This is a genomic window from Aeribacillus sp. JST-2 (genome assembly GCF_056032925.1).
Window position 1 is genome coordinate 1 of the sequence record NZ_JBVVUU010000069.1, and the last position, 7,162, is coordinate 7,162.

Here is a 7,162-nt window from a genome sequence, read left to right on the forward strand (position 1 = left end):
AACCCCGGTACGCTCAACCCTTTGTGGGAGGGGCGCGCCCCTCCCACAAAGGCAACCACCCAAGATATGCGATTGTCAAGGAGCGTATCGGACTGGAAATTCGATAAAAAAACTTTCTGAAACTTAGTATACGAGGACTGTTTGTCGTGAAACGTACATTGATTCCAATGATTCGGGTCCAGCATGTTGATTCAAGTCAAGGGCCATTATTAAAAAAATACAGACTGGCATCCGTCACCATTTCCACTGCCGCAACGGTGCATGAAATTCCGGCACTTGATGAGGAGGAAGCGGAGGAGCTGCGTTATTCTATTTCCAGATTGGCGAGGGTGGCGGATGAAGATGTCTAAGAAAAAACGACTGCACCCCATTTCCGTTGTAGCCAATATCGTAAAACAACTGAAAGACGCGATTTTACCGATCATTCTCGTCATTATTGTCGGGAATAAAACGATTTCCTCTATGTGGGATATCGCCGTGCCGTTTGCCATTATCATTTATACGATTGTCATTGGAATTGTTTCTTGGATTCGCTTTACCTATCGTTTGGAAGAAGGGGAATTGCGAATCGAATATGGCGTTTTTGTAAGGAAAAAACGGTACATTCCTTGTGCGCCCGGCATGGGTGTAATCTATAGGGTGAAAGTCCCGAGCTGCGAAGGCAGAAGTAGCAGTTAGCTTAACGCAAGGGTGTCCGTGGTGACGCGGAATCTGAAGGAAGCGAGCGGCAAACTTCCGGTCTGAGGAACACGAACTTCATATGAGGCTAGGTATCACTGGGTGAGTTTGCAAGACAAAACAAAGCCCTTTCTGCCGAAGGTGATACAGAGTAAATGAAGCAGATGGATGGAAGGAAAGATTACACTCTTACCCGGGGAGGTCTGGCTGGCACGCCAAGTAACCTTGGTAACCTATCTAGTGATAGATAGCTGAACCGTCAGAAGTCAGCAGAGGTCATAGTATTAGTTGGTCTAGAACAACTAAGAAGGACCGAACAATTAAGAGAGAATAGCCCTTGGCATTCAGTGTGTCATGATGAACACAGAAAACGTAGTACCTCACTTGAGGGAGGAAGCGGTGAATCCCGTGGGAGATCTCTTGGAGGGTGGAGTGACCACTGGCATAAAGAGAACAGCTATTCACGGAAGTTATAAAGACTTGCGTCAATTATCTTAATTGAACCGCCGTATACGGAACCGTACGTACGGTGGTGTGAGAGGACGGGAGTTAATCGCTCCCTCCTACTCGATTTGAACGCATTCAAGGCATTTCCATATCACAAGGCTTTCTGCAAAGAATGTTTGGAGTTGTAAAAGTAAATGTAGAAACAGCTGGCAATCAGCTGGGAGAAGCGGAGGGCTTGTCTAAAAAGTCCATAAAAACAGAGCGAATGGAGAAAACAATGAGTTTTTCCATTCGCTCTGTTTCCTTATTTTTGAAATTGGTTTGGGAATTTGCGGCCCATTTCAGTATGTTGTGGGCCATTGCCACAATCCCGAATTCTGTTCGGACTTTATGAAGCCCCCGTAACAGAAATCGAGTGAAACGCAAATTGCCCTTGATGTTACCGAACACACTTTCGACATCCACTTTACGCTTCGCATAAAGAGCTGCCTTTTGTTCGTCACCAAGAGCTGCTTTGGCTTTCGCTTTCATTTCTTCATAAATCGTGTTCCAATATACTCGACGATTTCCTTTGGCTTTCGTACACCCATTCTTCAACGGGCAATCCGTACAATCTTCACACTCGTACACTTTCAAATCTTGTATGTATCCAGATGCATTTTTTCTTTTTTGATAATACTTGAATACGACTTTCCGATTGTTCGGACAGATAAAGCAATCGTCTTCTTCGATGTATTTCCAGTTTTGTACTTTTGATAAATCCTTTTTAAACTTTTTACTTTGTTCCTTCAAATAGGTTTGGTATGGGGCTAATAATTCAAAACGAGGTTCTTTTTCTTCGCCAATCGCATATAAATAGTTTTCTTCACTCGCATATCCTGCATCGGCAATGACATACTTGAGTTTCTTTTCCTTCGGCATCGATTCCAATAACTTTTCCATAAATGGTTGGAAACAGCGAGTATCTCCTGGATTTTGATAAATTTCAAATCCCACGATAAATTGATGTTGTGTGGCGAGTTGAACATTATAACCCGCCTTGAGTTGGCCGTTTTTCATATGGTCCTCTTTCATTCGCATAAAAGTGGCCTCATGGTCGGTTTTCGAGTAGCTATTTCGTTCACCTAGAATCTGTTTTTGTACTTTGTATTTTCGTAATCGTGGAAGATAATCCGTTTGAATCGTTTTCAGTTGTTTGGTGAGTTGGGATTTTTTAGAGCGAAGTTCTTTTTTTCTTTCTTTGTCTTCTTCCTGTTTATAATCTTTTTCCAAAGCTTCTATTCTCTCAGAAAGTTGTGCCGATGATTTTTCTAATTCTTCTTCTAATTGTTCTTCTTTTAATTCCTCCAAGGCGATTTGGTGCGCTTCTTGTAGAAACGATTGAATTTTGGCTCGTAGTTTCTGATCATATTTTTCTACGGATTTTCGCCATACAAACGTATATTTGTTGGCATTCGCTTCTATTTTCGTACCATCCACAAAAATATGGTCGAGGTCGATAAGTCCTTGTTCTACTAGTTGAAGGACAAATTGTTCAAATACAGAATCCATCATGTTTGACATACGAACACTACGAAAATCATTTATTGTGCGATGGTCAGGGGTTTGCAATCCCGCCAACCACATCATCGGAAGATTTTCTTTCACCATTTGCGCTATTTTCCGACTTGAATAAACATTTTGAGTGTACGCATATAAAATCACTTTCAATAACATTTTAGGGTGATAGGGTGCACGACCCCCACCAACATAATGAGTATACAACACTTCATCCGGAATCGATTCCACCATTTCATCCACTAAACGGGCGACATGATTTTCAGGAATATACATTTCGATATCTAAAATGCTCATGACTTGACGATTGCAATAAGGTTGGAAAACTAGTTTTTTGCGTTTCTTATTCTTTTGAACCTCTATTTTTTGAATACCCTCTAGAGTCATTTCTAATTGCGTGTTATAATTTTCTTGAATAGTCATTTGATTATTCATAAGAAATCGTCCTTTCTGTAGAATGTTTTTTGGTCAATTTCATTCTATAAAAAAGGACGATTTTTTTGTACCCTAAAAACAGAAAAAAGGGCTGAGCCCAAGGTCGATTCAATCGACTTTTCGGACAGCCCCATCGTTGCCTTTGATCATTTCTCCGTTTTCGTTTACAAAAATGAGGCGAGCTTATATCATTTATCCACCTTTTTCGATTTAAAGATGAAGCTCGTTTCGCCGACTGATTACATTGAAAAGTATAAGCAATATGTACAAAAAACATTCGGCATTGATATTGAACAGCAGGAAAGTGTTAGGATTTTCTTGAAAATGAAAGACTGGTCGCCGCTTCCGCATAGTAAAATGAATTACATGCCTTTAAATAATTATAAAAAAACCCTCGTATTACCGACTGTTCAATCGCTGCTCAATAACGAAAAAGAGCAACGTCAAAGCAAGCAAAAAAATAATCACCAGTCGTACAAAACAAAAAAGAAAAATCCATCAAACTGTTCCAATAAACACAAAGTAAACGATCGGACTCAAAGTATAAACACTGCCCTTGCGGATCAGTTGAAAAAAATATATCGACAAGAAAAATAATAATCTCTGTTAAGCGTTAAAGCGTTTCCTTCATTTTTTCAAAAGAAGCTTTTGTTTGAGAGAATTTACCCGTGCCCCCATCAAGTGTAGGGAGATGGTGGGGGCATGTCATGAAAGAATAGAGAGGAGATCAAATAATGGCAAAAGTACTCATCTCGCCCCTCGGTAAAGGGATACGGGAAAAAGAAAAAACAACCGCTGGAGGAAAATACATAAAAACTACTTATAAATTTGCAAACAGTGATAAGGGGTATGACACTTCGTTTATCACATGGCATTAAGTGAACATCTGCAATTGGATAAAATTTTTATGATTGGAACGGATCAGTCGATGTGGGAGGAAGTTTATTATTATTTTGGTGAAGTAAAAGAAAATTCGTATGGAGAAGACGTGTACTTAGAACTTGATGAAAAAAAATCAAAGGGAACGCTAACGGAAGCAGATCTGACCTGTGTCAATGAAGCGATTGACCGTTATTTGAAAAAAATGAACCCTTCAGCAACTGGGGGATCTTGTTGCAAGCTGATTCAAAATGGAAAAAATACAGAAGAGATTATAAAAAATTTTCTGATCTTTATGGAATTTAGCCAGCTTATCAAGCCCGGTGATGAAGTGTATTTAGACATCACTCATTCCTTTCGTTCGATTCCCCTGTTTTTGTTTGTGTTGATTGACTTTGTGCAAACCTTGCGAAAGGACGAAAACATTCAGCTGTCGGGTGTATACTATGGCATGTTGGAAGCAAAAAACGATAATGTGACTCCTGTTGTTGATTTGAAGGCGTTGTTTGAAGTGACCCAATGGACTCGGGGGGTTTATGAATTTATTCATTATGGTCATGCGGATCTTTTCGCTGAGTTAATCGATCATGAGAGTTATAAAGAAAGCTTAAAACATATATCCAATTTGGCGGATTTAAACCACATTAAAAGTTTAAAAAGTAAAGTGGATCAATTTCGCTCCAATTTTGAAAAAGGATACGAGCATAAAAACGGTCTACCAATTTTCCCGTACCTTAAACCACATTTGAATCGTTTTTTTGATTATTTTAAAGGAGCTGACACTGATGCCAAATTCCAATTCCAATTGGCAAAGTGGTTTTTTGATCATAAACGGTATGCCAACGGTTATATTTGTCTAGCAGAATCGATGATTACCCATGTGGCCTATGTTTATAGCAAAGTGGAAAGAAACTTAGATGTTGGGAAACGTATAGTTCGGGATAACATTAAAAAGTTGATTAATCATTATTTACAAACAAATTCAAACGAGCATTATCAGAAAATGCATAAACTTTACAAATGTGTTTCTAAATTTCGCAATGACATCGCCCATGCCGGGTTTTTATCTGAAAATAATAGCGAAGATGTCATCACTAAAGCCCATCAGTTCATTAAAGAAACAGAGAAACTTTTTTTCTCAAGTAATGGAAAGAGATTAATTGAGCAGCTCCCCCGTGAGTATCCTTATTCCACACTACAAACCCAGAGGAGTCGTAGCAAATGAAAGTATTGGTTATCATGTCACACAAGTTAACAGAAGGACAAAAGCAGGAACTTTGCCAGCGGTTCAACGCTGAATCCTTCATCGATTTTCCTGAACCCTTAAAAAAGCAATGGATGAATATTCCGCCTGTTGGTCCGTGGCAAAACGAATTCCTAAAAGAAATCAAAGAATGGTTAACCAACCAGCTGGCAAAGGGGGATAAAGTGATCGTTCAAGGGGAATTTGGCGCCACTTTTTCCCTTGTTTATTGGCTCAAAAAGAACGGTTATGCGGTGTATTATGCCACAACGGAAAGAAAAGTCGTTGAAGAAGTAAAGCCCGACGGCACAGTAGAAACGATACGCCGCTTTCAACACGTCTGTTTTCGCGAATATCCCGACATCGATTAGATGCAAAAAATGTCATACCGGTGTCGTCGACCTCCAGTCGTAGGGGGTCGACGACAAAATGAAAAAAAGAGAAAACAGCTGAAATTTATTAAGTTTAAAAGAAAATACGGTTTTACAAAAGTCAAGAGAAAGTCAAGAGAATTAGAAGAAGGAATTTTCAAATCATGTCGAATGTTGATTTATCAAGCAATTTTAGGGTTTAGATCTTAACTATAAGGAATTGAAACTGCTATTTGCCGCCATTCGTTTTTGTACCGTCATCAGTTTTTATCTTAACTATGAGGAATTGAAACCCGTCCGACATCGCTTATGGTGAAGGAGTTACAGAGTTTAATCCTAACTAAGATCCGTCTGAAGAAATAGTCGTGTACGAAACACCCCATTTTTAACTAAGCTGCCTTGTATGCGAATGCTCTGCAGTCGCAGGGATAATCACAGATCATCAACAACATCACTATTACTTGACTGTTATACGAATACAGCTCTTGTTGGAACTTCAATTACACCTTTATAGTTTTTTGTATTTTCCACTCTGGAAGTAAAGCTAAGTCAATTTTAGTCTGTATCCTATTGACTGCCTGAGAGGTTATAGCAAATGTTCCACCTGGATCTGCATGGCCACCAAAAAAAACTATTTTAAGAAAAAGATAGACTAAGAGTAACTATATCCAAAACTCGGGGGTTAATCCGATCTTTTTAAAAACTTGCAACTCCAAATACTTTCCAATTAAACCTAGATAATCAGCAAAATACTCATCTTCATCTAGGATCGTTATTCCTGCGTCTATTGAGTCCTTATTTAAAATACCTCGAATATAGTAACCCGAGCCAATACGCTCCAATTCTTCTTCTCATCGTATATTACTCTAATCTCTAACTCATCTAAAATTGTAAAACCGATTGAGACAGGATAACTTTTTCCTACTTCAATTTCATAGGGACATACAGAAGAGAAGCCTGTAAATTCAATTCCTTCCACCTCTAAGGTGACTTCCTTCTTCTATATGCGGGTCTAATCTTTTAACTAATGCAAAATACTCCATCTCTAACCCCCTCTTCTTACTCAACAGAATTGATTATCGGAATGTTTTTGCCGTTTATAGTTTTCCAAAACTTCTTGCCACTTTGAGTATGATAAGTGGTAATTCACTATTATTGTTCGTACCTACAAACTCAAATTTAGTTTTACCATCTCTGTTGTTACCCATAAATTTCACGTATCCTGTTCTAGTCTCTCCTTTATATTCAAATTGTACCTTAATTCAGTATACCCAAATTTGGTGTTTAGTCTACTTGACCTTAATTTTATTGTCCAGTTAAGAGTCGACGAGGATAAAGCCAAAGCCGTACAACGAGTGTTTGAGTTAAGAGAGCAACATAGAGAAATGTACAGTAAATCTATCAATCATAGGGAGTGTCTATAATGGCTAGACGTTTTGATAAGTGGTCGAGGAAGGAAAGGCGGTCGCTCAAATCGCAAGACAACTCGATATTTCACCAAAAACTCTTCATAAATGGGTCGCAGATTATAAAAAAGATGCCGAACATAGTT

Annotated in this window: 6 protein-coding genes and 4 pseudogenes; 8 read left to right on the plus strand and 2 right to left on the minus strand. The window is 38.8% G+C overall.

The features are described 5' to 3' along the window. Nucleotides 1-134: 134 nt before the first annotated feature. The 3 pseudogenes from AC0KTX_RS16175 to AC0KTX_RS16185 all read left to right on the plus strand — a co-directional run. Nucleotides 135-350: pseudogene (locus AC0KTX_RS16175) on the plus strand (PH domain-containing protein); the annotation flags it as partial. Further along, nucleotides 337-609: pseudogene (locus tag AC0KTX_RS16180) on the plus strand (PH domain-containing protein); the annotation flags it as partial. The pseudogenes AC0KTX_RS16175 and AC0KTX_RS16180, both read left to right, overlap by 14 nt. 640 nt (nucleotides 610-1,249) lie before the next feature. Beyond that, a pseudogene (locus tag AC0KTX_RS16185) lies at nucleotides 1,250-1,363 on the plus strand (PH domain-containing protein); the annotation flags it as partial. Here the strand turns inward: AC0KTX_RS16185 and AC0KTX_RS16190 are convergent. Then, nucleotides 1,339-3,117: an IS1182 family transposase gene (locus tag AC0KTX_RS16190; RefSeq protein ID WP_339195154.1), complete on the minus strand. Its 1,779-nt coding sequence runs from the start codon at nucleotides 3,115-3,117 to the stop codon at nucleotides 1,339-1,341. The pseudogene AC0KTX_RS16185 and the gene AC0KTX_RS16190 overlap by 25 nt on opposite strands. Before the next feature lie 216 nt (nucleotides 3,118-3,333). Here AC0KTX_RS16190 and AC0KTX_RS16195 point away from each other — a divergent pair, with 216 nt between their 5' ends. The 4 genes from AC0KTX_RS16195 to csx20 all read left to right on the plus strand — a co-directional run bounded on the left by AC0KTX_RS16195 (nucleotide 3,334) and on the right by csx20 (nucleotide 5,610). Further along, nucleotides 3,334-3,714 carry a hypothetical protein gene (locus AC0KTX_RS16195; protein ID WP_339195156.1) on the plus strand — a complete coding sequence of 127 codons (381 nt, stop codon included), beginning with the start codon at nucleotides 3,334-3,336 and terminating at the stop codon, nucleotides 3,712-3,714. A 137-nt stretch (nucleotides 3,715-3,851) separates the two neighbouring features. Next, a complete protein-coding gene (locus tag AC0KTX_RS16200) occupies nucleotides 3,852-3,995 on the plus strand; it encodes a hypothetical protein (protein ID WP_474253110.1) in 144 nt (47 codons plus the stop codon). A gap of 29 nt (nucleotides 3,996-4,024) precedes the next feature. After that, the gene (csx2, locus tag AC0KTX_RS16205) at nucleotides 4,025-5,221 is read left to right on the plus strand and encodes a TIGR02221 family CRISPR-associated protein (RefSeq protein ID WP_474253111.1); all 1,197 of its coding nucleotides are present in this window, start codon (nucleotides 4,025-4,027) and stop codon (nucleotides 5,219-5,221) included. After that, nucleotides 5,218-5,610: a CRISPR-associated protein Csx20 gene (csx20, locus tag AC0KTX_RS16210; protein WP_339195163.1), complete on the plus strand. Its 393-nt coding sequence runs from the start codon at nucleotides 5,218-5,220 to the stop codon at nucleotides 5,608-5,610. The genes csx2 and csx20 overlap by 4 nt, the downstream gene beginning before the upstream one ends. A gap of 662 nt (nucleotides 5,611-6,272) precedes the next feature. Here the strand turns inward: csx20 and AC0KTX_RS16215 are convergent. Then, nucleotides 6,273-6,653 (minus strand): annotated as a pseudogene (locus tag AC0KTX_RS16215) (hypothetical protein). 400 nt (nucleotides 6,654-7,053) lie between these two features. Here AC0KTX_RS16215 and AC0KTX_RS16220 point away from each other — a divergent pair. Further along, nucleotides 7,054-7,162, plus strand: a 109-nt coding sequence (locus AC0KTX_RS16220) for a transposase (protein ID WP_474253112.1), incomplete at its 3' end; no start/stop codon positions are given.

What these genes read in the sequence shown, in the direction of transcription:
- csx2 (WP_474253111.1), top strand. Translation starts at nt 4,025, where the DNA reads ATGATTGGAACGGATCAGTCGATGTGGGAGGAAGTTTATTATTATTTT.
- AC0KTX_RS16200 (WP_474253110.1), top strand. Translation starts at nt 3,852, where the DNA reads ATGGCAAAAGTACTCATCTCGCCCCTCGGTAAAGGGATACGGGAAAAA.
- csx20 (WP_339195163.1), top strand. Translation starts at nt 5,218, where the DNA reads ATGAAAGTATTGGTTATCATGTCACACAAGTTAACAGAAGGACAAAAG.
- AC0KTX_RS16195 (WP_339195156.1), top strand. Translation starts at nt 3,334, where the DNA reads ATGAAGCTCGTTTCGCCGACTGATTACATTGAAAAGTATAAGCAATAT.
- AC0KTX_RS16190 (WP_339195154.1), bottom strand. Translation starts at nt 3,117, where the DNA reads ATGAATAATCAAATGACTATTCAAGAAAATTATAACACGCAATTAGAA.